This is a genomic window from Gracilibacillus saliphilus, assembly GCF_010994085.1.
Taxonomy (GTDB): domain Bacteria; phylum Bacillota; class Bacilli; order Bacillales; family Amphibacillaceae; genus Gracilibacillus; species Gracilibacillus lacisalsi.
In genome coordinates, this window is the sequence record NZ_WJEB01000038.1 from 12,519 (window position 1) to 36,974 (window position 24,456).

General features: G+C 37.6%; 25 protein-coding genes and 1 riboswitch. Of the genes, 6 read left to right on the forward strand and 19 right to left on the reverse strand.

The genetic code is table 11. The features are described 5' to 3' along the window. Positions 1-118 precede the first annotated feature (118 nt). From GHT08_RS18730 to GHT08_RS18745, 4 genes are read right to left on the reverse strand one after another with little or no spacing between them, the layout of a single operon-like run. Positions 119-757, reverse strand: coding sequence for a metallophosphoesterase family protein (locus GHT08_RS18730; RefSeq protein WP_163582932.1), 639 nt, complete (start codon positions 755-757; stop codon positions 119-121). Continuing rightward, complete coding sequence (locus GHT08_RS18735) at positions 750-1,859, reverse strand: ABC transporter ATP-binding protein (protein ID WP_163582933.1); 1,110 nt, start codon at positions 1,857-1,859, stop codon at positions 750-752. The genes GHT08_RS18730 and GHT08_RS18735 overlap by 8 nt, the downstream gene beginning before the upstream one ends. Continuing rightward, positions 1,852-3,564, reverse strand: a complete 1,713-nt coding sequence (locus tag GHT08_RS18740) for an ABC transporter permease (protein WP_238343614.1) — start codon at positions 3,562-3,564, stop codon at positions 1,852-1,854. Before GHT08_RS18740 ends, GHT08_RS18735 begins: the two co-directional genes overlap by 8 nt. Before the next feature lie 35 nt (positions 3,565-3,599). Continuing rightward, on the reverse strand, positions 3,600-4,658 hold the full coding sequence (locus tag GHT08_RS18745; RefSeq protein WP_163582934.1) for an extracellular solute-binding protein: 1,059 nt from the start codon (positions 4,656-4,658) through the stop codon (positions 3,600-3,602). 176 nt (positions 4,659-4,834) lie between these two features. Here GHT08_RS18745 and GHT08_RS18750 point away from each other — a divergent pair, with 176 nt between their 5' ends. After that, positions 4,835-5,728 carry a LysR family transcriptional regulator gene (locus tag GHT08_RS18750; protein ID WP_163582935.1) on the forward strand — a complete coding sequence of 298 codons (894 nt, stop codon included), beginning with the start codon at positions 4,835-4,837 and terminating at the stop codon, positions 5,726-5,728. Between the two features lie 329 nt (positions 5,729-6,057). Here the strand turns inward: GHT08_RS18750 and hemY are convergent, their stop codons facing one another. The 4 genes from hemY to GHT08_RS18770 form a co-directional block, all read right to left on the reverse strand. Then, positions 6,058-7,455: a protoporphyrinogen oxidase gene (hemY, locus tag GHT08_RS18755; RefSeq protein WP_163582936.1), complete on the reverse strand. Its 1,398-nt coding sequence runs from the start codon at positions 7,453-7,455 to the stop codon at positions 6,058-6,060. Further along, complete coding sequence (gene hemH, locus GHT08_RS18760) at positions 7,452-8,387, reverse strand: ferrochelatase (RefSeq protein WP_163582937.1); 936 nt, start codon at positions 8,385-8,387, stop codon at positions 7,452-7,454. The genes hemY and hemH overlap by 4 nt, the downstream gene beginning before the upstream one ends. A 16-nt stretch (positions 8,388-8,403) precedes the next feature. Further along, positions 8,404-9,435: a uroporphyrinogen decarboxylase gene (gene hemE / locus GHT08_RS18765; protein WP_163582938.1), complete on the reverse strand. Its 1,032-nt coding sequence runs from the start codon at positions 9,433-9,435 to the stop codon at positions 8,404-8,406. Positions 9,436-9,562: 127 nt separating this feature from the next. Continuing rightward, positions 9,563-11,749, reverse strand: a complete 2,187-nt coding sequence (locus GHT08_RS18770) for a transglycosylase domain-containing protein (RefSeq protein ID WP_163582939.1) — start codon at positions 11,747-11,749, stop codon at positions 9,563-9,565. 135 nt (positions 11,750-11,884) lie between these two features. Between GHT08_RS18770 and GHT08_RS18775 the strand changes: the two genes are divergently transcribed. Further along, positions 11,885-12,358, forward strand: a complete 474-nt coding sequence (locus GHT08_RS18775) for an antibiotic biosynthesis monooxygenase (RefSeq protein WP_163582940.1) — start codon at positions 11,885-11,887, stop codon at positions 12,356-12,358. A gap of 154 nt (positions 12,359-12,512) precedes the next feature. Here the strand turns inward: GHT08_RS18775 and GHT08_RS18780 are convergent, their stop codons facing one another. From GHT08_RS18780 to tenI, 7 genes are all read right to left on the reverse strand, one after another. Next, positions 12,513-13,004, reverse strand: a complete 492-nt coding sequence (locus GHT08_RS18780; RefSeq protein WP_193568322.1) for a thioredoxin family protein — start codon at positions 13,002-13,004, stop codon at positions 12,513-12,515. Position 13,005: 1 nt separating this feature from the next. Next, positions 13,006-13,428: a disulfide oxidoreductase gene (locus GHT08_RS18785; RefSeq protein ID WP_193568323.1), complete on the reverse strand. Its 423-nt coding sequence runs from the start codon at positions 13,426-13,428 to the stop codon at positions 13,006-13,008. A gap of 112 nt (positions 13,429-13,540) precedes the next feature. Continuing rightward, positions 13,541-14,560: a MoeB/ThiF family adenylyltransferase gene (locus GHT08_RS18790; protein ID WP_163582954.1), complete on the reverse strand. Its 1,020-nt coding sequence runs from the start codon at positions 14,558-14,560 to the stop codon at positions 13,541-13,543. Further along, a complete protein-coding gene (locus GHT08_RS18795) occupies positions 14,553-15,323 on the reverse strand; it encodes a thiazole synthase (RefSeq protein ID WP_018933708.1) in 771 nt (256 codons plus the stop codon). Before GHT08_RS18795 ends, GHT08_RS18790 begins: the two co-directional genes overlap by 8 nt. Positions 15,324-15,329: 6 nt before the next feature. Further along, entirely contained in the window at positions 15,330-15,533 is a 204-nt protein-coding gene (gene thiS / locus GHT08_RS18800) for a sulfur carrier protein ThiS (RefSeq protein WP_018933707.1), read from the reverse strand. A 29-nt stretch (positions 15,534-15,562) separates the two neighbouring features. Further along, the gene (thiO, locus tag GHT08_RS18805) at positions 15,563-16,675 is read right to left on the reverse strand and encodes a glycine oxidase ThiO (protein WP_163582942.1); all 1,113 of its coding nucleotides are present in this window, start codon (positions 16,673-16,675) and stop codon (positions 15,563-15,565) included. Continuing rightward, the gene (gene tenI, locus GHT08_RS18810; protein WP_163582943.1) at positions 16,668-17,285 is read right to left on the reverse strand and encodes a thiazole tautomerase TenI; all 618 of its coding nucleotides are present in this window, start codon (positions 17,283-17,285) and stop codon (positions 16,668-16,670) included. Before tenI ends, thiO begins: the two co-directional genes overlap by 8 nt. Positions 17,286-17,374: 89 nt before the next feature. Continuing rightward, positions 17,375-17,471, reverse strand: a riboswitch (TPP riboswitch). A 141-nt stretch (positions 17,472-17,612) separates the two neighbouring features. Between tenI and GHT08_RS18815 the strand changes: the two genes are divergently transcribed. Together GHT08_RS18815 and GHT08_RS18820 are read left to right on the forward strand one after the other, a co-directional pair. Further along, positions 17,613-18,056: a ferritin-like domain-containing protein gene (locus GHT08_RS18815; protein WP_163582944.1), complete on the forward strand. Its 444-nt coding sequence runs from the start codon at positions 17,613-17,615 to the stop codon at positions 18,054-18,056. A 147-nt stretch (positions 18,057-18,203) separates the two neighbouring features. Further along, positions 18,204-19,370, forward strand: coding sequence for a M20 metallopeptidase family protein (locus GHT08_RS18820; RefSeq protein ID WP_163582945.1), 1,167 nt, complete (start codon positions 18,204-18,206; stop codon positions 19,368-19,370). 246 nt (positions 19,371-19,616) lie between these two features. Here the strand turns inward: GHT08_RS18820 and GHT08_RS18825 are convergent, their stop codons facing one another. The 4 genes from GHT08_RS18825 to GHT08_RS18840 form a co-directional block, all read right to left on the reverse strand. After that, a complete protein-coding gene (locus GHT08_RS18825) occupies positions 19,617-20,237 on the reverse strand; it encodes a TraB/GumN family protein (protein ID WP_163582946.1) in 621 nt (206 codons plus the stop codon). Further along, on the reverse strand, positions 20,200-20,844 hold the full coding sequence (locus tag GHT08_RS22435) for a TraB/GumN family protein (RefSeq protein ID WP_163582947.1): 645 nt from the start codon (positions 20,842-20,844) through the stop codon (positions 20,200-20,202). Before GHT08_RS22435 ends, GHT08_RS18825 begins: the two co-directional genes overlap by 38 nt. A gap of 200 nt (positions 20,845-21,044) precedes the next feature. Next, a complete protein-coding gene (locus tag GHT08_RS18835; RefSeq protein WP_163582948.1) occupies positions 21,045-22,262 on the reverse strand; it encodes an ABC transporter permease in 1,218 nt (405 codons plus the stop codon). Next, positions 22,255-23,001: an ABC transporter ATP-binding protein gene (locus GHT08_RS18840; RefSeq protein ID WP_163582949.1), complete on the reverse strand. Its 747-nt coding sequence runs from the start codon at positions 22,999-23,001 to the stop codon at positions 22,255-22,257. The genes GHT08_RS18835 and GHT08_RS18840 overlap by 8 nt, the downstream gene beginning before the upstream one ends. Before the next feature lie 455 nt (positions 23,002-23,456). On the opposite strand from GHT08_RS18840, the gene GHT08_RS18845 reads away from it, so the two are divergent. Both GHT08_RS18845 and GHT08_RS18850 read left to right on the forward strand, forming a co-directional pair. Beyond that, positions 23,457-23,876: an HIT family protein gene (locus tag GHT08_RS18845; RefSeq protein ID WP_163582950.1), complete on the forward strand. Its 420-nt coding sequence runs from the start codon at positions 23,457-23,459 to the stop codon at positions 23,874-23,876. Positions 23,877-23,946: 70 nt separating this feature from the next. Further along, entirely contained in the window at positions 23,947-24,315 is a 369-nt protein-coding gene (locus tag GHT08_RS18850) for a YtxH domain-containing protein (protein WP_163582951.1), read from the forward strand. The last annotated feature ends 141 nt before the right edge of the window (positions 24,316-24,456 follow it).

Here is a 24,456-nt window from a genome sequence, read left to right on the forward strand (position 1 = left end):
AAGCAATAATCAATTTCTTAGTCTATAACATATTTGATTACAAAACCTCCTTTGGAATTTAATAACCAAAGAAGGTAGTTTTGCTAGAAATATCGCACAAGACAAATGATTCTAATTATTACAAATGAGTGATTGGTTCCAGAGAAAATTTCTTCACATTAATAGTTGATGCTTGAGACAATGAATGGCTGTAAACTATTTTATTCGTTACATCTACTAAGGATAACTTGCCACCATGAGCTGCCCCTGTATCAATGCCTATTTTATCACTAGAAATCCAAATTTCACTTGCACTTCCTAACCTGAACGTAGGGGTATGACCAAAAATTACTTTCTTATTGATATGAAGAGACTGACTCGTAAACGCAGTTCTAATGGAGAGTAAATCTTCAGATTTTTGTTTATTCAAAGGGATATTGGGGCGAATCCCTGCATGAACATATATATACTCTTCATCCTCATAATATAATCGAAGTTGATGGAAGAAATATATATCCTTTTTAGAAAAAACACCCTTGCTCTTATTCATATATTCATCTATTTCCCGTTGCTCATGATTACCTCTTAGGGCAATTGCTCCATTTTCGGATAGTTGGCGTACAATTTTTATAGTTTTTGTAGAGTCAGGGCCTTTATGTATGTAATCACCTAAAAGAACTAATTGGTCACTCGAAGGATTATACTTGGCTTTAACCAGTAAACAAAGCAACTGTTGTCCGTGACCATGAATATCAGATATCACCAATTTTCTAGCCAATGATTTCTTCCTTAAATAAAAATGTACGGTTAACCGGAAAGCAAATGGATACTTCATCCCCTACTTGTAAAGGTTGATCCACAATAAATGAAAAATCCTCATTATCCCCAGTATTTAAAATTACTTGCCATGATAAGCCTTGAAAAACAACATGTTTGATCCTTTCCCGAATAATATTTTCTTCTTTCTGATCGACCGATACTTCGTTTGGATTTACTAGTTTCACATCATTCGGATGAACAATAACCTTCCAGTGACCTGTGTTTTCTTTTTGATTATCATTACAATTTCCCTGAATAAGTTGCCCTTTCCATTGTATTGATCCCCTATTATCCCCTTCAAATTCCAACTGTTGTTTCTCCATCATTAATCTATTAGTATAGCCGAGTAATTGTGCAACCCATTCCGTCTTTGGCATATGGAATACATTTTCTTTAAGACCATATTGTTCTAATTTGCCAGCACGTATAACTAACAGTTTATCAGCCAATGCGAAAGCCTCCATGGGATCATGGGTAACATGTACAACTGTTGTATGTAATTCTTTTAAAAGAATTGCTAGTTCATTTCTCATTTGCAGTCGTAATTTAATGTCTAGATTGGATAGTGGCTCATCCATTAATAGTATTTTTGGTTCTGTTGCTAATGCTCTGGCTATACCAACTCTTTGTTGCTGTCCACCAGAAAGATGAGAAACCATTCTTCGTGCAAGTCCTTTCAATTGCAATTTATCTAATAAATCCTCTACTTTCTCCTTTCTTTTCTTCGTATAGTTTTTTCTTCTTTTTAAACCATATGCAATATTTTCATACACGTTCATATGTGGCCAAAGTGCATAGTCTTGAAAAACCATATTAACCGGCCTCTTATCTGGTGATTGCATCATATGACGATCGGAGACTTTTTGATTATCAATAATAATTTGTCCATCTGTCGGTTTAAGTAAACCTGCGATTGCTTGGAGCAATGTGGATTTACCACAACCAGATGGACCTAATATACTAACGACTTCTCCCTCATTTAAGGTAAAAGATACATCATCTAAAGCAAGTACGTTACCATATGCTTTACTTACATGTTCTACTGATAAAATACTACTCATCTATAAATGACCCCTTTCTTCTTTCTTTAAAATGAAATACTAAACTACTTGTCTTATCGATCATAAGCATGATTGCAACTACAATTAAACCACTGATTACCGTTGCAGATGTAGAAAAACCATAGTTTGATTGTTCGAAAGCTGCACTAATTGTTACTGGCAGTAAATGATAGTTCGGTGGATGAAGCATTGTAGCAACAGCCAAATCAAACACACCTGTTCCAAAACTTGCAATAAATGAGATAACTAACGCACTACGTACGAAAGGTAATACAATAGTATACATTTGTTCTTTAAGGCTTGCCCCTTGTAAAGCTGCTGCTTGTAGCACTGACTCTGGTATACTAGAAAATGCTCCGATTTGAAGCCTGACAGCAAAGGGAATAGCTCCAGCAACCGCTGCAAGTACAACAATAGCTGGAGTACCATATAAGTTCATGTTAATCTTCTCCAACCAACTTTGATTCCAGATAAATATATATCCGACACTGAGTACGATTCCTGGAACAGCTAATGATATAAGCGAAGTCATGTTAATAAGCCCTTTTAAATGAAACTTGGTAAAATAGATAACAAAAGATACAATGAAACCAATCACAACACTGCATAAAGCAGCAACACCAGAGATTTTTAATGAATTTTGTAAACTGGCTAAAAAGGGTTCATTTGATAATATTTCTATGTAGTATTGCAAAGTTAAATTATCCAATCCTAAACCACCATTCATTGTTGACATAAAAGATACCAAAACACTTGAGCCAATTGGAATCCCAAGAACAACAATCACAAAAACAATGTTTATTAACGAAATAAAAGGGTGCCACTTTACTCTTTTTGGTTGAAGCTTAATTGCACGATTGTTTAAAAAATCATAACGTGATTTTCTCATAGCCAAAAACAATACTAATAATGCTAGAATAATAATGACAACAAGATAAAAAGAAAGTACTCCTGCTAAATCAAACCGAGTAGGAGACATGTTAATAGCTGAATATATCGTATATGGTAAAGTTGGGAAACGATATACTGTCGATAATGCAGTAGGCAAACCAAAGTCACCAATAGTCTCCATAAACACAAGAGACCAGCCCGCTACAAAGGCCGGCAATAGTAGTGGAAGCCGAACCGTACGTAATGCATCAAAAGCATTAGCTCCGTTTAAACGTGCTGCCTCAATATAATGTAAAACATTCCATTCTAAAGCCGATTGCACGGCTAAATAAGCTAAGGAAAATTTACTTAATGACATGACTAGAATTAAACCAGCAGGCTGAAAAATCAGATCTGATACCCAAGAGATTCCTAACCATTGATTAATCAACCCATTACTGTTCGCAAATAGTACCCAGCCTTGAGCAATTATAAAAGAAGGCATAATGAGCAGTACCCATACAGTAATATCTAACAATCTAGCTAAAGGAAACTTCCAGCTCGCCCTCACTATAGCTAGGGTTCCGCCGATAAAAGTTCCAAGAAAAGCCGTGCCTGTTGCTAATATTAATGAGTTCATAAGAGATGCTTTCCAGAGTGGGCGTTCAAACAGCTCTAATAGTAACCCGAGTCCCGCATAAACTCTTTCTCCGAAGAAAAAACCTGGATATATGATTTGTATGATAACCGCTAATAGCGGTAGTAAAATTAAAAGAAACAGAAGCAGGGTGATACCTGCTCCTAAAGGATTAATTGACCTTAGCATTTTGTACATAACGTACTTATCACTCCGTTTATCAACTTATTGAACTATTGAATAGCTTGATCGGCAAACCATTCTTTGATCTCTGCTTCGTGCTCACTTGCCCATTCGATCTCCGGAAGTTCTATATAAGGATCTGGATCACGAATTGGATCTGGAGTTGCTCCCTCGGCAAAAGGCGTAAATAAACTATCTCTATCATCAATCGCCGCGAGTGCTGTTTGTGTTTCAGGGTCCAACATAAATTCTACAAATGCTTCAGCTGCTTCCAATTGATCTGTATCTTTACTAATGCCAATTGCTCTGACAGAACCAGCAGCTCCATCTTCTGGCCAAATAAAATCTACAGGCTCTCCACTATTTTTAAGCTCGTAAGCATTATGTTCTTGTAATGCTGCAACCTCTGCATCTCCATTAATTAGAGCTTGTCCAAGTGGACCATTTTTGGGGAACACTTTTAGACGTCCTTCTTCAAATAGCTTTTGAAATTTACCTTTAGTTTTCTCTAAGCCATTTTCATGGAAGATATATGAGACAACGGGATAAGCAGGTGCTGCAACTGCCGGATCTGCCATTGCAACATTACCTTTATAGTTTAAAAATTCTGTCCAATTTTTCGGAACCTCTTCTTCATCTATTAGTTCCGTATTATAGGCGATAAGTGCAGCTGCATGGATGCTCATAGGAAAGTAAGCATTATTCTCAGGTAATAGTGCCAGCCCTTCATCTGTCATGTATTGCAGATTTTCTGGTTCAAACCCTTCATAGAAGAAGTCTCTTTCCGCAAATCCGTGAAAAGAACTCATTGCACCTGTCCAGACTACATCCCATTGTGGATTACCTTGTTCTGCTTCCATACGAGACAAGATTTCGCCACCACCACCATGGACTACTTCCATCTTGTAGCCGGTAGCTTCTTCAAACATGTCCGCAATATAATCTGTTAAATCATTGGCATATAAAACAAGTGGACCATTGCCTTCCTCTGCTTTCTCACTCGTCTCACCTTTTGCTGATTTTGACTCTGAATTGCCACATGCCGCTAGTAATAAAACACTACTTATTGCCACAAGTATGATACATAGTTTCATCATTTTCACATGCATATTGTTCCCTCCTATAGTTTCACTTTTTATCTCTAGATTATCGTAACAAACGGTTATCAACCTACTTTTAATTGAATGTAAAGAAACCATTAAATATTATTGAATTTATTGAATGAATATTAGATAAAATATAATATTTAATTAGTAATCTTTTATATAAAGGAGATAGGAAATCAATGAATATACAACAATTAACTATATTTGTCTCTGTCGTGGAACTAAAAACATTGCGTAGGGTTGCAGAACAATTAAATATTCAACAGCCAACCGTTCATTTCCATCTTAAAAAATTAGAACAGCAATATCCGTTTCCTTTATTTAAATCTAATTATAGTAAAACGCTAGCTTTGACGAATGAAGGTACTGCTCTCTATCAACAAGCGAAGCAAATCTTAATGCTAGTTGATAAAACAAATCGCCTGATGGAAGAATATTCGGAGAAACGAACTGGAAGCCTTTTGTTAGGGTCTACTTATACACCCGCCACATACATGATTCTTCCAGCTTTAAGGGATTTTAAAAGAAGATATCCTAATGCACATCTCTCTGTCGAAGTGAAACCTGCAACCATTTTACTAAAAAAAATAAGAAACTTTGAAATCGATATGGCAATCGTGTCCTATAGTGAATTAATGGATAAAGATATTGTCGCAGAAAAACTTGTCAAAGATGATCTTCAGTTAATTCTTAATCCAAACGACCCATTAACAAAAAAACAGAATTTGACTGTCAAGGATTTTAACAATCAACCTTTCATTCTTCACGAAAAAGGTTCTCTATCCAGACAATTAATAGATGAATGGGTAAGTGAAAATAATATTCACCTAAGGGAATTAATGGAATTGTCATCGACGGAAACCATGAAAGAAGCAGTCAAAAATGAACTAGGAATGGCGATTGTATCAGAAAGTTGTTTTATAGAGGAAAAAAGGAAAGGAGAACTGGTTAGCCGAGTACTTCCTGCATTTGGGCTAAATCGACATATATACATTACTTATCATAAAAAACAAATAGTCACTCCAATTATGAAGGATTTCTTACACATACTGAAAAAACAACCTTTTAGATGAGTAAACATAATATTGACGTATGTCATACCGGATTTGTTGTTGGACAAACGAATCAGATCATCGCTTGTCTTAGTCTGGACAATGGTTTTACTTGATATTCCATTCTTCATATTAGATACTACCTGCGTCACATCAGACGGATTAGTGAAATGATAAGTTAATTTGTCAATCGTTGTAATATTACTTTGGATTTCCAGCGTACCACATGAATAGACCGATCCTCTTAACATAAAGTATATAATGCAGGTACAAGAGATAGATAAGAAAAATACTTTTCATCTTAGATGCAGTTTGAGATATATGTACAAAAAGCAGAGTACTAGTCAAAGTCACTCTGCTAAATAATCTATTATTTTCTCAACGGCTGCTTCTCCTTGGTCGATACAGTCCGGGATTCCGATGCCTCGGTATGGGCTACCTGCTACGAATACACCGGGAAGCTCTGAGGCTAAACCATTCTCCAAATTTTCTACTACTTGCTTATGACCAATGCTATATTGAGGCATCGCATCTTTCCAGCGAGATACAACAGAAAACAAAGGATCACCGTCAATCTTCATGATTTTGTTTAAATCATGTAAAACAATTTCTTCTAATGCTTCATCAGAAAGATCCACTACTTCTTCATCACCTGGACGTCCAACATAGCATCTTAGTAACGCTTTTCCTGCTGGTGCAGCAGTATCCGGCCATTTTTTGTGTGTCCATGTACAAGCAGTAATACGATAATTGCTATTACGTGACACTACAAATCCAGTACCATCAATATCTTCCTTAATGGCAGATTGATCAAACGCTAAGGCCACATTGGCAACTGAAGTAGCTTTCATATTATGCAGATCTGCTACAGAAGCATAGGGCTTGAGCATCTGTTTCATCACAGGATAAGGCGTAGCAATTAAAATAACATCAGATGATAACATAGCACCACCTTTTAACTCTAACTCATAGCCATCTTCAGATCTGTTAATCTTATTAACTGCTCTCCCTTTTTGCACAATGCCTTCCGACAATGACGCTTCAATTGCTTCTACTAATGTTTCCAGTCCACCTTCCAAACTGTAAAACATACTTTTCTTCTTACCACTTGGTTGTTTCGCTACCGGTGTTGTTTTTTGCAGTCCGCGAATGAGACTGCGATACTCTTGTTCTAAGTGATAAAAGTTCGGAAATGTCGCCATCAGACTTAAATCATCTAAATCACCAGCGTAAATACCTGATAATAAGGGTTCAATTAAATTCTCAACCACTTCATCTCCTAATCGTCGTCTGAAGAACTTTCCTAGTGACTGATCATCTTGTGCTTCACCTTTAGGCAAGATAAAATCCATACCTGCTCGTAATTTGCCTGTTACGCTGAATAAACTTGACGTTAAAAATGGGCGGACTTGAGTTGGTATGCCCATAAAAGAGCCTTGAGGCATACTATGGAGCTGATCTCCAACTAAAATATAGGATTTTCCTGTTCCATTCTTAACTAACTTGTCACCAACGCCAACATTTCGAGCTAAGCGTTCAGCTGATTGTTTACGAATTAAAAAGGAATCAGGGCCACGTTCGATCGTAAAGCCATCCCGTCTTTCTGTATTAATTTTTCCGCCTAAACGATTACTCGCTTCTAAAAGCTGAAGCTGATAATCCAAATTCTGTTCTTTAATCTTCTGGTCTAAGTAGTAAGCGGCAGTAAGCCCCGCTATACCGCCGCCTATCACCGTTATTTTCTTCATGATTCGTCATCACGTTGGAATTTGTCCACTACAATTCCTGCTAGAGTATCGATAAACGTTGGGTTTACATTGGGCATTGGTGGCCGGTAATAAGCTGCGCCAATTTCCTCACAAACGACTTTACATTCATAATCATTGTCATACAATACTTCTAAGTGATCAGCAACAAAGCCAACCGGAGCATAAATGAACGATTGATAGCCCTTCTGTTCGAAAAGGTCGCGCGTTAAATCCTGTACATCTGGACCTAACCAAGGGTCTGGTGTGTTTCCTTCACTTTGCCAACCGATTTCGACGTTTGGTATGCCTGTTTTTTCTTGAATCAATGTAGCAGTACGTTCTAATTGTTTCGGGTATGGATCACCATTTTGTAAAATCTTCTCCGGTAAACTGTGTGCAGAAACAATCAATACTGCTTTCTCTTTATCTTCAATTTTCTCATATTCTTTTGTAATAGCATCTGCCCAATAGTTAATAAAGCCTTCTGCATCATACCAGCTTTCTACTGATTTAATCGCAATATCATGTTTATCTGCTTCTTCCTTCGCCCTGCCATTATATGATTTAACACTAAATGTAGAGTAGTGTGGAGCAAGTACAATGGATAGTGCTTCGTCAATTCCATCTTCAGCCATTTGCTGTACCGCATCTTCAATAAAAGGTTCGATATGCTTTAATCCTAAATAATACACAAATTCTACATCGTCTTGGATTTCATTCGCACGTGCTTGCAAGCTCTGGGCTTGTTCTTCTGTAATTTTTGCCAACGGAGAAATACCACCAATTGCTTGATAACGCTCTGTTAAGTCATCTAACATTTCCTTGGTTGGTTTGCGTCCGTGACGAATGTGTGTGTAGTATCGTTCAATATCTGCTTCTTTGTATGGCGTACCATATGCCATTACGAGTAATCCTACTTTTTTCTTTGCCATGATGAGACATCCTTTCTTATCTTTTCGAGTATTCATGTATAAGAGTCGTTAATTTCTTTAATCGCTCTGGGCTGATTTCAGGTGTAACACCGTGTCCTAGGTTAAAAATATGGCTAGGGTGTGCTTTTCCTTCATCAATGATTTGTTTTGCTTTTTCCTCCACTACTTCCCAATCCGCTACCAAAAACGCTGGATCAAGATTTCCTTGGAGTGCTTTGGTAATATCTAATTCACGCGCTTCCTTGATTGACATCCGCCAATCAAGACCAATGACATCAACAGGTAGGTCATTCCATTCTTGTATTAAGTGGCTGGCACCTACACCAAAAATAATCAATGGTACATTCGTTTCACGTAACTCACTAAAAATACGGTTCATGACAGGTTTAATATACGTACGATAATCTGTTACATTTAATGCACCGACCCATGAATCAAATATTTGAATAGCTTGTGCACCTGCATTAACCTGCGCTTTTACGTAAGCAATCGTCATATCTGCTAATTTTTCCATCAAGGTAAACCATGCTTTTGAATCACTGTACATGAGTGCTTTTGTTTTATGATAATTTTTCGATGGACCGCCTTCAATCATATAGCTTGCTAACGTGAAAGGAGCACCACTAAAACCAATTAATGGGACATTTAACTGCTCTTTCGTTAATAAGCGGATTGTATCTAATACATAAGGAACATCACTCTCTGGATCGATCGTTCCCAACTTTTCAATATCACGTAATGATACAATCGGATTATCAATAACAGGACCTATCCCTGATTTAATATCGACATCTACACCAATTGCAGGTAAAGGCGACATAATATCTTTGTACAAAACCGCAGCGTCCACATTATACATTTCAACTGGTAACCTTGTCACATAGGCACAAAGTTCTGGTTGGTGAGTAATTTCAAATAAAGAATATTTCTTTTTTAATTCTCGGTATTCTTTTTGAGATCTGCCGGCTTGCCGCATATACCAGACAGGTGTATAGTCTGTTTCTTCCCCTCTAAATGCTTTTAATATCGTATCATTAAATTTCGTCATTTATTTCACCCTTTTTTCCCATTCTATTCTACTATAGAAGGTTTGCTCGATCCTGTATAGTATTTTTTAAAAACGTTCACTAAATTGTAATTATTATAACTAAAAAGTAATTGTAATTAGTTTTAGGTTAAAAGTCAAACTCTAAAGACGTGATATTGGATGGTTCGCCTGTTTGTTTGGTTAATGGATTATAAGGTACAACGTAGTATTCACCCGTCCTAAAAACATTGATGCGGTCAATTGTATAGCTACCTTTACCTTCCGCTTCGCCAATGAAGTGATCTTCATCCTCACCACGTTCATAGATTCGATAGATGATACGGCTGTCTTCCACTGCTGTCCAGCTTAATTCACCGCGCAATATCGAGAAACCACCAAACTGAATCGATGCTGTTAAATCATCAATCACGGGTAGCTGTATTGGTTCTGGTAAATCTTCGACATCATCGGGTTGTTCAAATTTTTCTGCTAATGGCATTCTTTTATCAATTTCAGTTAAAATTGATTTTGTTAATCTTGTCGTCGCTTCAGAACCTGTTGTTAAATAATTTTCTGCTGTTGCTTGATCGTAGCCAATCCATGTTGCTGTTACATATTCAGGAGTAATACCAGCAAACCATGCATCCTTTACTGCTCCATCTTTTTCTGGATGTTGGGTTGACCCTGTTTTTCCAGCTAAAGCTTTGCTGTATTCACCAGCTGTGCCAGTACCTTCTTTCGCTACTCCCTCTAGCATTCTCAGCATATTCCAAGCAGTTTGCGAATTAAACACATTTTCTTTTTCCCGCTCTGCAGGTTGTAGTTTTTCTTGATCTTTGTTATAAACAGCTCGAACACTTCTTGCTTCCAGCCATTCCCCGCCACTAATAAAGGTACGGTAGCCCTCTGCCACTTTAATCGGTGTGGTTCCTGTTTCTAAACCACCCAAAGCAATGGCCAATCCTTGATCATTAATATCGATATTCATTTTTTCCAACATGGACTTACTATAATCGACACCAATTTGATCCAATAACCAAACCGCAGGGGCATTCTTTGATTCTACTACCGCTTGAAACATACTAACTTCTCCATCAAATTGCCCGTCCACATTGTTAACACGATATCGATCATCATATTCGATGTCCTGGTCTGGAATCATATCATATGGTCGATAATTACCTAATTGCATTGCTGGACCATAAACGGCCAAAGGTTTCATGACAGAACCTGGTTGTTTTTTCGTTAAAAGATGATTAGTATCATTTAATTGAAAATCGCGTCCAGCAATTAATGCTTTCAATTGACCTGTTTTTTGTTCCATTAAAACAAAGCTACCATTAACGGCATCATTTGATCCGTGATAATAATCACTATCTTGCATTTGATCATATGCAATTTGCTGTATGTCAGGATCCATATGCACTTCCACAGTGTAACCACCACGTTTTAATGCTTCACGACTCAATCCATATGTAGCTTCTACTTCTTCTAACACGTAAGCAAAATAATCGTCTAACCATGGATCTCTTTGCCCTTCTTGATCCTTGACTTTAATTTCCGTTGCTTGTAACGCTAGCAATTGTTCGGTCGAGATATTACCTTCGTTTGCCATTTGTTGTAATACCAGATCTCTTCGTTGTTTTGCTTCTTCTAAATCATGATGTGGGGAATACGCATTGGGCGCTTTCACCATTGCTGCGAGTAATGCCCCTTCTTCGATTGATAAATCCGCTACATCTTTTCCAAAATAGTAATCAGCTGCTGTACCTACTCCATGTACACCATGCGCCAAATATATTTGATTTAAATAAAGTTCTAAAATTTGCGATTTGGTATAATTGCGTTCCAGATAAACCGATGCCATCACTTCTTTTGTTTTTCTCATCCATGTTTTATCATTGACTAAAAACAGGTTTTTAGCCAATTGCTGTGTAATAGTACTGCCGCCTTCCACTTTGCTCATCGCAACGATATCACGGTAAACGGCACGTGTAACAGCGGGCAAAGAAACACCAGCATGATCATAAAAACGCTGATCTTCCATCGCGATAAACGCTTCTTCTACATGGTCCGGAATTTGTTTCAATGTGACATAATCTCTGTTTTCCGAGTATAATTTACCTAGCACGGTACCATCTTCCGCAACCACTTTGGAAGCAGTCGGCAAAATGACCGCTTTCTCGTCGAACACAAAGCGCCCTCCGAAAATAATAAAAAGGTAACCTAATACTGCTAATAAAAACATAGAGCTGACGATAATCGAGAGCCACTTATATCGTTTGATCCAGGACCATACAGACTGGAAAAGCTGTTTTATTTTTTCTTTATCCAAACTGTTACACCACCTTTCTCTTAAATTTCGACAATAGCTTCATTTTATCACAAAACTTGTTTGTGCGACGAATGTTATAATGGCAAAAAAAGTACAAAACTAAAATGAATATATTCATTTAAAGGAGGAAGTATTATGAATGGTTACATGACAAACGGCACCTATCCATATTTAGAGAAATTAAAGGGCAAGCATCATATTTTTCCTTTTATAATCATGCATAACGATGTCAAAGCCGTCGCCTACTATGAAGATACAAATCCATCTATTTTTGAAACAAGCAGAGATTACCTTGTGTTAGCACAGGTCGGCGAATTATCAGAAATTGGTTTTATCAGTCTGTCACACATCCCAGTTACAGAGGAAGGAAGTCCGATCTTCGAAATGGATTATAAGCAGAAAGTGAATGAAATAAGTGAGGTAGTTGCTGCTAGATTATTGCGACCGTTTAGGGGAAATTCCTACATCTTACTAGTGGAATGGGATGATCCAAAAGATTATCATGCATGGAAAAAGACAAACCCGCTTCCAAATAAAAAAGAGGATGCCTATATAGCCGCATCAGTCTATACAGAAACCTTCCAAGTTGGGGAAGACGAAGAAGAATAGTCAATTTTCTTTTATTGGACACTTTTTTGGATTTATTGGACACTTTCGTTCGTTTATTGGACACTTTTCTAGCTTTATTGGACACTTTAGCATATTTATTGGACACTTTTCCAACTTTATTAGACACTTTTAAAAAAGAAGAAGCTGATAACTTTTATGAGTCATCAGCTTCTGCTAGTACTTCTTGCTCGAAGAAATCTTCGAAATTAGATTGTGGTTGTTCACCGACTATTCTTGCAGACTCTTCTCCACCTTCATAATGTACCATCGTAGGCGTGCTTTCAATATTAAATTCAGACCATGCACTTTCAAATTCTTTTAAATTCAATTTCACTAAATCCACGCCATATTCCTCTGCGATTGGTACCAATTCAGGTGTGGTTCGTTGGCAATGGATACAAGTAGGACTGTAGAAGTAAACTGTAACATCTTCACCATTACTTAACTTATCCGCTAATTCATCAGGTAATATTTGATTTTGATACATCGGATCGTCCAACTGATCAATTGTGGCTTGATCCAAGTCTGTTTTATTATAAGGGTTTTCTACCCCATCAAGTTGTTTCGAATTTTGATATTGTACGACAAATATTAATGCTCCAAAAATAACGACGAGCACTAATACAAAAATGACCATTTTCTTCACTTTAAACGCTCCTTTGTTGAACAATTAAATAAATGTGAATAGCAAAGATGACAAGAAAGGCGATCAATGCTTGAAAAGGAATGGATGCAAAACCAAAGTAATTCACATATGTTGTAGTACATGGAATGATACCACATCCATCACCAGCCTCTTGTAATCCAGGAACTTTCTGTATCAAATAATGATAGCTGGAAACTAAGATTCCGATTCCACTTAAAATGACCCCTGGAAAAGCGTAACGAATATCTTTTTTATAAACTGCGTATCCATAAATGACTACAAGTGGATACATTAGAATTCGTTGATACCAGCACAATTCACAAGGTATGAATTTCATAATTTCGGAATAAAACAAACTTCCCATCGTTGCCATTAGACTCGCGGCCCAACTAATAAATAACAGTATTTCCTTTCGCTTGTCCATTTCGTTCACATTCTCCTTTCACATTAATTATACATACAAGGCAAGGAAAAACAAATGAATGATTTGTGTAAAATTTCGCCAACGTAAAAAGAAGCAACTTAAAAAAGCTGCTTCACCCTACATATTGATAATATACTTTTTTAGCTTCTTGTACATTTTTTGTGCCGTGAATGAGCGTACGTCCATCTCGGAATATGACCACACGATATTTATCGATCTCAAATGATAACAAATATGGATTGCTAAACAATTTAATGTGTTGATTGCGTTCCAAATGTTTTTTCATTTCATCAAAGTGAATGATTTTTTCTGCACTCGTTCTAATTTGGACCGTATTCCGACCACACAGTACGGCTGTTTTCAACTGCGCTTGATAAGTTAAATGTGGATACTGTTTTTTTGAGCAAGATGGACATGTTTCATCCTTTAAACTAGCTACTTTCAATTCCATTTGTTGATTTTTCCACAGATCAAAGGCAATTAATTTTCCAGAAAGTGCATCGAGATTTTCAGTCAGTATTTTCAGTACCTCTGTTACCTGATGAGAGACAACCATCTGTACTGCTGGACTAATAATGCCAACTGTATCACATGTTGCACCATCACTTGGTATATGATCCATCAAGCATTGTAAACAAGGGGTTTCCTCTGGTAAGACGGTGAATGTTACCCCATAACTTGCCACACACGCTCCATAGATCCATGGTTTATGATGCTTTTGACAAATATCGTTAATGATTAATCTCGTATCAAAATTGTCTGTGGCATCGATTACTAGGTTCGCTTGTGGAACAATTGCTTCCAGTTCATCAACTCCAGCATCGATCACCTCTGCATGAATGTTGTTCAAATGATTAATCTCTTCCAATCGTTTCTTTGCAGCAATTACTTTAGGTGTTTGCATGCGGACATCTTCTTCAGAAAAAAGCTGCTGCCGCTGCAAATTGGTTTCTTCCACATAATCACGATCGATCAAGGTTAACGTGCCAACCCCTGCTCGTGCTAACATTTCCGCACTGCTTGAACCAAGTGCACCAACACCAACAATGACAACATGGCTTTCCTGTAATCTTTTTTGCCCTGTTTCACCAATAGGATCGAAGAGCATTTGACGATGATAGCGATTATTCACCAACACTTATCCCTTCCTTAGGACTGCTTGCCACCGCGTATTCCTTCTTCGCAATCCGACCTGCTTCAAACCCTAGTCTGCCAGCTTCCACTGCTAACTTCATCGCTTCAGCCATCTTGACAGGATCATTGGCACCAGAAACAGCTGTATTGAGAAGAACACCATCTGCGCCTAATTCCATTGCATAGGCAGCATCTTTTGGCGAACCAATCCCTGCATCCACAATTACAGGTACACTAGCTTGCTCGATAATAAATTGCAAGTTTAATGGATTAATAATCCCTTGCCCAGATCCAATTGGTGATGCACCTGGCATAATGGCATGTGCGCCTAGCTCCTCTAACTTTCTGGCAAGTACAACATCATCAGACGTGTATGGCAGTACAGTGAAACCTTCCGCAAGTAAAGTCTCGGTCGCTTTTAACGTTTCTACCGGATCTGGCAGTAATGTTTTGTCACAACCGATTACTTCTACTTTCACCATATCACATAACCCCGATGCATCTGCTAATTTAGCGATTCTGACCGCTTCTTCTGCATTTTTAGCACCAGCAGTATTTGGCAGAAAACGATATTTCTTTAAATCTATTTTTTCGAGAAAATTGGGTTGGTCCGGATCAAAAATATTCATCCGACGCACCGAAAAAGTCAGTACCTCTGTTTCTGATACATCTACTGCCTGTTTCTGGATATCATAGTTTGGATATTTTCCTGTTCCTAAAAATAATCGTGATTGAAAGGTATCATTACCTACTTGTAGCATTATTTTTCATCCTCCTCCAACAAAATGGACAATTTCCAATCGGTCACCTTCTGAAATTGCCGTTTCTTTATGTTTTTCCTTTTTTAAAATGGTTTGATTATGCTCGACAATTAATGATTTCTTCTCCAAACGTAATTCTTGGATTAACTCTTCAATATTGGTGATCCCTTCACTAACTTCTAATGGATCACCATTTACGATAATCTCCAAAATCAACCCTCCTTTTGTGAGCCTTCACTTTAAACAGATAGAAGGCTTTCTCTTCTCAAGGAAAATGTATCTAAATAGATTGGATCGACTGATTTTCCTTCGATCATATCTGCCATAAATAAAGCAGTTTTAGGCGCCAGTAATATACCATTACGATAATGTCCTGTTGCAACATATAATCCTGATACATCTGGTACTTCGCCTAAATAAGGAAAACCGTCTTTCGTTAAGGGACGTATACCCGCCCAAACCTTCTCTATCGTTGCCTGGTTTAATGCAGGGAGTATCTGTTTGGCACGTGATAACAAATGCAGGACACTTGCTACTTTCACCTCTTTATCCGTTTGATTTGGCTTCGATGTGGCGCCAATAATGATCCGGTTACCTCTTTTCGGAACAAGGTAACAGCCTTCTGTAAAGATCGTTGATTGAATCAGAGGCTTTTTTGTCACAACAGACAGACATTCTCCTTTTACAGGTGTGAGTTCTTGCATGTACCGAGAAAAATGTGAGCTCTTAAATCCACAAGTGATAATGATCCTGTCAGCAGTATACGTTTTTTTATCTGTCTTCACACCTGTCACTTTACCGTTTTCGATGATGAGATCGTCTACCTTCGTCTGTTCCATTATGACCGCACCTTTATGTTCAGCAGCCTTCGCAAAGCCATTCGTTACGTGAGGAGCTGATACTTGCCCTTCTCTTGGACAATAAAGAGCTGCATAAAAATCGGTTGTCATTTCTTTTTCCGGGATACTCCCTGGTGAGATCACCTTTGCCTCTGCTCCTTGTTCTGTTTGAAAGCTAGCAATTCGTTTTAACGTATCCAGCTCATCTTGATGATAGACAAGCTTTAAGGCACCTTTTTCGATTAATTGAATGTCCATACCACTTCCTTGCATCAGTTCTTCCGCTAAATCAGGGTATAATTCCCTGCTTTCTTTAGCAAATTGAAATAACGGTGAATCCTGCTCAAACTCCATTTGCACACCGAGCATGCCAGCTGCTGCACTGGATGCCTCTGCAGCAATTTTATTTTCTTCTAACAGCAACACCTTGTAACCTCTTTTACTTAACTGATAGGCAATCGAAGCTCCCATTACTCCACCGCCAACAATGATCTGATCATATAATTTATTCACACTGTTCCTCCTTCCTCGCGTCGAACACTTGACGATAACACTTTATTGCTTCGGTAGGATCTTCGGCATCCCATACCCCTGACATAATCGCAACACCACTAGCCCCCACCTCTTGTACTTGGTTCATATTTTGTTCCGTAATCCCGCCAATTGCGATGACAGGAATAGAAACGTTTTTGATGACATCAGCTAACGCGGTAATGCCTCTTGGTTCGAGTCCAGGTTTAGAGTTACTTGAAAAAATATGCCCATAGATTAGAAAATCTGCACCATTATGTTCTTCCGTAATGGCTTCTTCCAAGGAATGGACGGACTTACCGATACGGAGTGCCGGGAAGGAGTGCTTCACATCAGCAACCGGAATACTATGATAGGCAAGCTGTACGCCACAGCATTTTTTTATCGACGCTACATCTACACGGTCATTGATAATGATCCGTTCAGCAGGAACACCAGCTTCTATCAAAAAATCAATCATTTCCAAGATTTCTTTCGCCGTTTTGGTCTTTTCTCGTAGATGAATATAATTTATGTGAGCAATCTGTTCCGATACAAGCTGCAAATGTTGTTCTGTTAATCTCCCATTTGAAATAAGGTGTATTCCATGCATTGTTTCTACTCCTTTATTTAGAGGAAGTGAAAATAGAAAAACCACCCATCCAGCATGGACGAGTGGTATGTATCAAAAGCTACAATTTGGTTGCTTTTCTACCACTTCCCTCCGCTGGTGTTAACCAGATCAGGTTCAAAGGGTCCGAAGATTCGTCTCAGCCAAATGGCTCCCCTAGTGTTCTTACGTATTATTTTTTCTTATATGAAAAGGATAACATAGTATGGCATAATCGCCAATAAAAAATTTTCCATTTTTATGTTTAATCATTTTCACTTAAGGGTAGATATATAATAGAGATGATCAATAGAAAGGATGTTGAAAGCAATGGCACAAAAAGATGAAAAATTACAAGCATTAATTGATGGATTAAATGAAGATTTAGCAAATGAATATGCGGCAACAATCATGTATACGTATCATGCATCTGTTGTTTCAGGATTATATCGTTCTTTCTTAAAACCTTTTTTTGAAGATGAAATAAATGATGAGATCGGACATGCTTTATACTTATCTGACAAAATTAAAACATTAGGTGGTACACCAACTACAACACCAGCAAAAGTTGAACAATTAACAGACGTTCAAGCCATGTTAGAAGCTACACTTAAAGCTGAAACAGAAACGATTGAGCGCTATGAAGAAAGAAAACAACAGGCAGATGAGCTTGGTTTAACCGAACTTGTTGTGAAATTAGAAGATATTATTGCAGATGAAACAAGCCATAAAGAAGAAACAGAACGACTTTTGTCAGATAAGAGCTTTCAATAACTCGTTAACCCCTTTTTTTCATATATAGAAAAAACAACTTCCACTAACCAGGAGGTTGTTTTTTTGTCCCTTTTCCTGATTCCTATAAAAAGGAAATGCTAGTAATCTATGATATAATAGAAAGAAAAGCTTCTGTGAGGTGAGGATATGAGGGATACTTTATTTGAGGAAATTGATGGTTTGTACGATGAAATGGTGGAAATGCGCAGGTTTTTACATCAATATCCTGAGCTTTCCTTTCAAGAATATAAAACAGCTGCGTTTATTCAGGAGCAATATAAAATATTAGATATTCCATATCAAGCAAATGTCGGTGGAAATGGTGTTGTAGCCACTTTAAAAGGAGCTAAACCTGGTAAAACCGTGGCATTGCGCGCGGACTTTGATGCACTACCTATTCAAGATGAAAAAGATTTGCCTTATAAGTCCAAAAACGACGGTGTGATGCATGCCTGTGGACACGACGGACACACGACGACATTACTTGCTGTAGCTAAAGTACTTAAGAAATATCAAAATGAACTGGCGGGTACCGTTGTGTTTATCCATCAACATGCAGAAGAGCTTGCCCCTGGTGGTGCTAAGCCGATGATTGAAGCAGGAGTACTGGAGAATGTTGATGTTGTTTACGGTACACACCTTTGGACCAATACCCCATATGGAATCGTTCAGACATCAAGAGGAAACTTTATGGCAGCAGCAGATCACTTCACCATTGAAATAAAAGGAAAAGGTGGCCATGGAGCAATGCCACACCAAACGAAAGATCCGATTGTAGTCGGTTCACAACTTGTAACGAATCTACAGCAAATTGTTTCAAGACGGATTGATCCATTAGAAACAGTCGTCCTATCGATCGGGCAATTTCATGCAGGTGATGCGTACAATGTTATTCCAGATGTAGCGATGATTGATGGAACGGTACGCACCTTTAATCAGGACGTGCAACATTTTATAAAAGAGGAAATCGAAAAAGTGATAAAAGGCACATGTATTGGCTATGATGTATCCTATGATTTTGATTATGCCTACGGATATAGACCCGTTGTCAACCATGCCGAGCATGCTGAAAAAGTATTAGCTGCTGCCGAACAAGTGAAAGAAGTAGAGAAGGCTGAAATGATTGTACCTAGTATGACAGGTGAAGACTTTGCCTACTATTTAGAAGAAAAACCTGGTGCTTATTTCTTTACAGGAGCCCAAATCGAAAATGGCTTCGTGCCACACCATCACCCTCTGTTTAACTTTGATGAGCGAGCAATGAAAATAGCAGCCAAAACATTAATAGCTGCTACGTTGAATGTAAATGAATAAGTTAATAAAGAAGTTTTTCAAGTTACAACAAAACGTGACCATCATTTTATTTTTGATGCTCACGTTTTTAGTTTAGATAATTGTTGCTGTTCCTTGGAAAAATATCATTCCTCCGTGGATAAAGGCAAATATCCTAGGAAGAACATGGGTTATCCAAGGAGCAGAGCTTAATATCCACGGAAGAGCACGCGTTATCCAAGGAGCAGAACTTGATATTCAAGAAAGGTGGTATCGATCCTTATTTACTTAGTGAATCCGTTCGGCTGTGTATCCTTCTTCCTCCAAAATCGAACGAATATGAGGCTCTTGTAATAAATGAAGACTACCTACCATCACAAAATATGTATCTGCTTCATCCTCTTCTAGAAAGCGAACGATTTGCTCTGCCATATTCTGATTTCTGTCATCATTGATTGCTTTCATAAATGCTTCGTTTTCTTCTTGCATTTCCGAAGAACTACCCTCTTCTTCAGACAATACTTCAAGCAATTCTTCTTCATCACCTTGCTCATACGTTTCAAACAGTTTCTCCATTTGCTGTTGATACTCAATCACAGTTACTAAGGAAGATGCCAACATTGCCTCTTGATATTCTTCAGATGTATCTGCAAAGATTTCCAGTTGCTCTTCTGCGGTTTCTAGATCAATTATTTCTTTGCCATCATCCGCTGCTTTATTCAGAAAATATTGATCAACCCCTTGGGTATAGCCTAACTGTTGTGTCATGAGCTGCTGAATCGTATTTGCTAATATCCATGGTTTGTAAAATTCAACCGCTTCTATCGGGATACCAAACTGACTTAGCGTCTCTTCCATATCTGAATAGACATCACCTGACTGAAATATGATCTTTGACTGTCGAACCATCTTGATAAGTCCCTAACGACATATTTATTTGTTGCATTTCCGATTGATCAACATTCGTTATATCAACCTCAGGAACAACCACATCCGCTTTTAAATACGCCTTTTCTATTTCTTCATGCAAAGGATAAAAATCTGCTACACCTGCATGAATCGTTCCTTGTAAATATACTTCCGTATTTTCATCTTCCACTTTCCACAAGAATCCACCTGGGCCATCTGCTCTGCCAACCGTTTGGATAACCTCAATACCTTCATCCGCGAGCTCATCTAATTGATCTTGACCTGCCTCCAAAGGATTACCTACTACATTTACAAACTCTAACTGTTCTAACTCTTGTAATACCGAAAAATCTTCCACTTGATTATCTTGCAACGAAATGGATTCCAAAGAAGAAAACTGCTGCAAACCTTCCAAATTGGAAATGTCGGCGTCTGTTAAATTTAATTCCGTCACATTCTCTGCTTCTTCTTCTGAGAATGAATCACCTAACTCTGCTTCAACCGCTGCTTCTAAGTTAGCATCTTCAAAGTTTATTGACTCTTGATTACAACCGATCAGAGCCAATGGAATAATTAGTAATAATATTATCTTTTTAATATTTTGCAAATGAAATATCCCCTTTCTCTGCTAAAACCTTTGTCTACACTCATTTATTTTTTCCTCTTTTAGCAAAGACGAAATGTGATTGATATTTGGTATTTTTTACCTAAAACAGTATATATGATAACAGAAATAAATTCAACTCTTTCCCAAACTTCACATAAAAAACACTCCATAAGTTAGACCTATGGAGTGTCTGATCCATTTTATTTTTTTTGAGCCATTTTTTTCTGAAAATAGTTCGGAATCACCATACCACTAAATAACAAAGTAGCAAGTGCCATTACTCCTCCCATTAACCATTCCCCTATTACAATAAGCAATAGGACAAATATTACACCTGCAAATATCATTAGCTGCTGCATCCATTTAATAAAAGCTTGTTCCCGTTCACTAATTCCAATTGGATACAGATCTAACCATACTAATGTTGCATGGTGTTTCCATAACGGGATCACCTGCAAAAAGATCATATACATAAATAATAAAGCAAAAATAAGTTTCAGCCATGGATTGGGAACGAAATAAATCAGTAAACCACCAATGACAAGCAACCTTACATATATACCTAAATATTCTCCACTTCTAATGGTTGTTAAGCGATACAAATAAGGATATGCCTGTATCTGTTGGAAAGGGATCGAATCAGTCAACAAGCGTGCAAGCCAGTGACGTTTTTTTACTGGCATTTCCATATGTGGCACTTCCGTAAACATATTGGCTAACTTATAAAAAGAACGCATCCGCATATAATCACTTTCTATTAACAAGTCCCAATTTAATGCACGCTGTTTTCTAGCTGTCTGATAGTTCGTAACAAAAAGAACGATAAGTAACGCAGTAATCACAGCTAAAAAGATCATCTCTTGGACAAGAAAGAAATAAACTAACGTTATAATCAACGCAAACCTTACAACCTTGTCCATCATCCTAAAGTTCTTATCCCGCACACGTAACATCCACCAATTCGCCACTAGACTCCAAACTTTTATCACCAGCAATACAATAAACAATAGACCAAATGACGAGTTTTCAGGAAAAACAGTCATATATAATGGTGCAACAGCAGCGATTGCTAATACGAATAAGTAAAGCTGTGAGACAAAACTATAGAGTAAAGCTCGAACGAAATATCCGGAAAGTTGTGATTCAGCAGGAATCAAAAAGACGATATCTGCCCTTTTCAACAATGTTTGAATCGGGCTGTGTGCAGTGACCACACCTAACACGATTGCAATCACCCAAGTAGACGGAAAGTAATCAGGAATGTTCTCTAAAAACTGCTGATAATAAACAGACAGAGCACCGACAATAAACACCATGGCAATCGCAAGATGTTCTGTCAGTATATAACGCAAATATCTGCTTAACTCCTTCATATGTGCAGACAAACGTTCAACAAATAACTGATGGGAATTAAGCATATTGATCGGCTTCCTTCGTTAATTGAATATACAGGTCATCTAACGTAGCTTGTGGACGGTCAAAGGACTTTCTTAATTCCTCCAACGTCCCTTTTGCCCGAATGATACCATCATGTAAAATAACAAAACGGTCACAATAACGTTCTGCGGTTGCTAAAATATGTGTCGACATTAATACACCAGCACCTTGCTCTTTCATCTGGTTCATTAATTGTAGATAGGATTGAATCCCAAGTGGATCTAATCCGACAAAAGGCTCGTCCACAATATATAAATCAGGCTCAACCAAAAATGCACACATAATCATCACTTTTTGTCTCATCCCTTTAGAAAAATGGATCGGAAACAATTTCAACTTCTTGTCTAAGCGAAACTCTCTTAACAAAGGTGTGACACGGGCCTGATAAACCTCTTCTGGTATATCATATGCCATAGCAGTTAAACGCAAGTGTTCTTCTAATGTTAATTCATCATATAAAACAGGCATTTCCGGAATATAAGAAAAATGTTGCCTGTAGCTTTCTGGTTCTTCCTGGAATGTCTTCCCTTTAATCGAGACAGTTCCTTTTTTAGCTTGCATTAAGCCAATTACATGCTTTATCGTCGTACTTTTTCCCGCTCCGTTTAATCCGATCAATCCAACAATTTCATTTGGTTTCACATCAAATGAAATACCATGCAGTACATTTTTATGTGTGTATCCACCTTCAAGATCTTTTATATGTAATAAAGGCTCCATCTATTCAACGTCCTTTCCTTTTCACTTCCTTATATGTATTTCCATTTCCTAATCATTATACCAAATTTTATTTGTATAAAGAAAAAAAAACGGTACAAGCTATGAAGGAAGGGGTAAAGAAAAAGTGTTATATCGATCCTTTCAACAATTAAAAATCATTGTTTCTAAATTTGATTATCACATACTTTATCCGAAAAGAATCTTCCCCGGTTCAAGGTTAAAGTTAAAATTCCCCCCTTCATGCAGGATGTGCTATGAAACGATATGTCGTTTTGTAGCATTCCTGCTATTTTTTTACCCCTTAGCATTTTAAAGAATCATGAAAATAATGTATAATATGAAGAAAGAATATAGCATTGAAAAACAGACTTAATTTTAGTGCTAAAGATCTAGACACAACGTATAAGGTTATTGCATAATGAGGAAAAGACTTGTAAATTGAAGGAGCGAACGATATGGAAACGCATGATGATTGTATTTTTTGCAAAATTGTAGCAGGTGACATCCCTTCGGCAAAAGTCTATGAGGACGAAGATGTTTACGCATTCCTTGACATTAGTCAAGTGACGAAAGGGCATACGCTAGTCATACCTAAAAATCATACTAAAAACATATATGAAACAGACGAGACGATCGCTGCAAAATTGTTTGCACGTATACCGCAAATTGCAAATGCCTTAAAAGAAACATTTCAACCTGCAGGAATAAATATACTAAATAATAACGAGGAAGCGGCTGGCCAATCTGTATTCCATTTACATATACACCTCATCCCTCGCTATGATGAAACAGATGGCTTTAAGCCTAATTGGATCACACATGAAGATCAATACGATTTAGCTGATCTGGCCTCTCAAATATCAACAAACCTTTAATTTTTTTAAAAATGATGGTTTGATTATGAACGAAAAAGAGAATGTTATATATATGAAAGGAGTGTTCGGAATGATTAACAGCAAGTCATTATTAATCGGCTTTTTAGCTGGAGGATTAGTAAGCGCTGCTGCTACACTATTAAGTACACCAAAAGCAGGAAAAGAATTACGAACTGACGTTAGAGAAAAGAGCGATGAGGCTATACGCTATATCAACCATTTAAGAACAGAAGGTGTCGACTTAAAAGAACAAATTACCAAAACATCAAAAGAGGGTGCAGCGTTAATTAAAGATCTTTCCGCAGATGTGAAAGAATCGATTGAATCATGGAAGAAAACCGTCGAACCACATCAAAAAAATATTCAAAAATATTTAACGCAAATTGAAGAAAGCTTAAAAGAACTGGAAGAAAAGACAAATGCACGATCAGATAGTTAATTAGAAAAGCGCAGAGCGCCCGCCTAGAAACGTAGCGGCTGGAGCTAATCAACTGAGATAAAGGAATCACCGTAAGCTTGCGAACCGATGATGACTTTCGCCTAAAGGCATAAGTGCGACTAAGCCTCTAGTTTCACCAAT

Bases quoted from the DNA above. Each gene is read 5' to 3' on its own strand.
- GHT08_RS18735 (WP_163582933.1), bottom strand. From the start codon at position 1,859: ATGAGTAGTATTTTATCAGTAGAACATGTAAGTAAAGCATATGGTAAC.
- GHT08_RS18740 (WP_238343614.1), bottom strand. From the start codon at position 3,564: ATGTACAAAATGCTAAGGTCAATTAATCCTTTAGGAGCAGGTATCACC.
- GHT08_RS18745 (WP_163582934.1), bottom strand. From the start codon at position 4,658: ATGCATGTGAAAATGATGAAACTATGTATCATACTTGTGGCAATAAGT.
- GHT08_RS18750 (WP_163582935.1), top strand. From the start codon at position 4,835: ATGAATATACAACAATTAACTATATTTGTCTCTGTCGTGGAACTAAAA.
- hemY (WP_163582936.1), bottom strand. From the start codon at position 7,455: ATGAAGAAAATAACGGTGATAGGCGGCGGTATAGCGGGGCTTACTGCC.
- hemH (WP_163582937.1), bottom strand. From the start codon at position 8,387: ATGGCAAAGAAAAAAGTAGGATTACTCGTAATGGCATATGGTACGCCA.
- hemE (WP_163582938.1), bottom strand. From the start codon at position 9,435: ATGACGAAATTTAATGATACGATATTAAAAGCATTTAGAGGGGAAGAA.
- GHT08_RS18775 (WP_163582940.1), top strand. From the start codon at position 11,885: ATGAATGGTTACATGACAAACGGCACCTATCCATATTTAGAGAAATTA.
- GHT08_RS18785 (WP_193568323.1), bottom strand. From the start codon at position 13,428: ATGGACAAGCGAAAGGAAATACTGTTATTTATTAGTTGGGCCGCGAGT.
- GHT08_RS18795 (WP_018933708.1), bottom strand. From the start codon at position 15,323: ATGCTACAAGTAGGTAATGATACCTTTCAATCACGATTATTTTTAGGA.
- tenI (WP_163582943.1), bottom strand. From the start codon at position 17,285: ATGCATGGAATACACCTTATTTCAAATGGGAGATTAACAGAACAACAT.
- GHT08_RS18815 (WP_163582944.1), top strand. From the start codon at position 17,613: ATGGCACAAAAAGATGAAAAATTACAAGCATTAATTGATGGATTAAAT.
- GHT08_RS18820 (WP_163582945.1), top strand. From the start codon at position 18,204: ATGAGGGATACTTTATTTGAGGAAATTGATGGTTTGTACGATGAAATG.
- GHT08_RS18825 (WP_163582946.1), bottom strand. From the start codon at position 20,237: ATGGTTCGACAGTCAAAGATCATATTTCAGTCAGGTGATGTCTATTCA.
- GHT08_RS18835 (WP_163582948.1), bottom strand. From the start codon at position 22,262: ATGCTTAATTCCCATCAGTTATTTGTTGAACGTTTGTCTGCACATATG.
- GHT08_RS18840 (WP_163582949.1), bottom strand. From the start codon at position 23,001: ATGGAGCCTTTATTACATATAAAAGATCTTGAAGGTGGATACACACAT.
- GHT08_RS18845 (WP_163582950.1), top strand. From the start codon at position 23,457: ATGGAAACGCATGATGATTGTATTTTTTGCAAAATTGTAGCAGGTGAC.
- GHT08_RS18850 (WP_163582951.1), top strand. From the start codon at position 23,947: ATGATTAACAGCAAGTCATTATTAATCGGCTTTTTAGCTGGAGGATTA.